The 2,180-nt window shown below is 36.5% G+C and carries 1 protein-coding gene; it reads right to left on the minus strand.

Features of this window, described 5'->3' with window-relative positions; all coding sequences use genetic code 11:
* Positions 1 to 100: 100 nt before the first annotated feature.
* Entirely contained in the window at positions 101 to 2,149 is a 2,049-nt protein-coding gene (locus J7J33_03655) for an NAD(P)/FAD-dependent oxidoreductase (GenBank protein ID MCD6168384.1), read from the minus strand.
* Between the last annotated feature and the right edge of the window lie 31 nt (positions 2,150 to 2,180).

A 2,180-nucleotide genomic window follows, 5' to 3' on the forward strand; every position in this document is an offset into this window, starting at 1 on the left:
ATGTAATGAAGTTGAGCATGGAATTTTTTAAAAATAGTTAAATTAGAATATATTTCTTGATGTGCATTCCAATTCCTTATAGGGATTCTACAAAACTCACTTAATTAACCTTCCAGTTACATATATCGTTTGCACAGATAATCCCAGATATTACCACCGCTTCTATTCCTCCCCCTGGAAAAGTGGATGCACTTGCCAGATACAGACCCTTTATTGGTGTTTTAAAATAAGGTCTCTTGGTATCAATTGATTGTTCAAAAGAATAGATCGCTCCTTCAGGCATTGAGGTGTATCTCTCAAATGTTTTTGGCGTTGCTGCATCTTGAATGATTATGTGTTTGCTTAAGTCGGGAATGATCTTCTCAACCTTCCTGATTAGAAGTTCTGCAGATTCTCTCTTCTTTTCTAAATACTCTTTTGTTCCCCTTTCTGGAAAATCATAATAGTTGGCACCCGTTATTATTGTAATGCTTGTTTTCCCTTTGGGTGCTAAACTTGGATCGGCATTAGAGTTTATGGTGATGCTATAACCTTCATCCAAGTTCTCAATAATCGTTGGATGACCTGATAAATTCATATCAACTCCCAAGAATACCATAAAACAGGATGGAGACATCTTTAAATTTTTTATATACTCTACAAAGTCTCTATCCAAATTCTCCTCTCCAACAAGCTTAAGAAATGTAGTTTTTGCATTTGCATTGGCAACAACAACGGGACTCTTGAAAATCTTATTTCCAACCCTCACTCCTTTAACTTCTCCGTTTTCGACCAATATTTTATCCACCCTATGTCTTGTCAGGACTTTTCCATTATTGTATTCTATAAAGCCCTTTAAACTGTCTGCAAATCTCTGTGCTCCTCCTTTCGGGAAATATCCGCCGTGGATGTAGTATGAAACTACAGCAGTCAAGGCACTACTTGCTGGTGTTTTCTCAGGTTCTGTTCCTACATAGCCGAGAAGAGCACAAAGCAAAGTCTTCAAATCTTCATTAGTGAAAAACTCATCAAGTTTTTGCTTATATGTTTTGTTCATCCAATCATAGAAGTGTGGATGTTCCTTAGGATAATCAAGAAGCTTTTTAGCTCCAAAAACCTTAACAATTAGTTCAGCTGGCAGTGGAACACCATAAACCAAATCTTTGTAGCACTCTTCATATGCCTTTTTAGCTTCATCAAAGAAGGCATGAATGTTATCTTTCTCTTCCGTAAACATCTCTGAGAGAACTTTTATAAACTCTTCCAAGTTACTGACATCAATCACTTTACCTCTAAAAATGTATCTCATTCTATTCTTTGTAAAAAGTTCATTCTTCTCAAAGCCAAGTTCCTTGAGGAGATAGGTTACAGGTCCTTTTTCCCACAGTCCGCTTACATTTTCAACCCCTGTGTTGAAGACAAAAGTTTTCTTCTTAAAAGAAGAGCAATACCCCCCTATCTGATAATGTTGCTCTAAAACTAAGACCCTGTACCCTCTTTTTGAAAGAAGCGCACCGCAGGTTAATCCACCTATGCCAGAACCAACAATGATAACATCATATTCATTCTCTCCTTTTGGCTTTTTAGTTACATCAACACTCCAATCGTATCTCCTAAATTCCTTTGTAGCGAAATAAGCAGGTGCCTTTAAAGGGAAAACAATTGAAAATACTATACCAAGAGCAATTAAAACGTTTGAGAGTATTATTGTAAAAGGTATATCAAGAAGTAAAAATATGATGGCGTTTGCCATAAAGATTATCGCCCAGACCCCAGTAATTATGTTGTTAATGGCAAGAAATGATTTATCCTTCCAGTAGATTTCAGGATAATCCCTTTTTGAAACCTGAAGAGTGTAAGGCTGTTTGATGATTAAAGAAAACAATGCCATCAGAAACAAGGTAAGATAACCAAGAAATCCGCTTTTCTCAACAAATGTGTTCAAATTGAAGATGAATGTAGTGGTAGTGGCTATGCCAAAGTAGAGAAGAGAAATAACATCCATCAGATTGAAATCTCTTTTGTGGATTTGAGGGATTATGAGAAGTAAAGAAACTACAAAAGGAATTGCTACACCCAACCTGTTTCCCATACCGCACAGAACCCAGTAAACAATCCATGGAACAAAGGAGAGAAGTATATAGAGCATACCAGGTATTTTTCTTTCCATTTTTCCTTTTGTTTTTTACACCTCCTTTCCT

Source organism: Caldisericia bacterium, from assembly GCA_021158845.1.
Taxonomy (GTDB): Bacteria; Caldisericota; Caldisericia; order B22-G15; family B22-G15; genus B22-G15.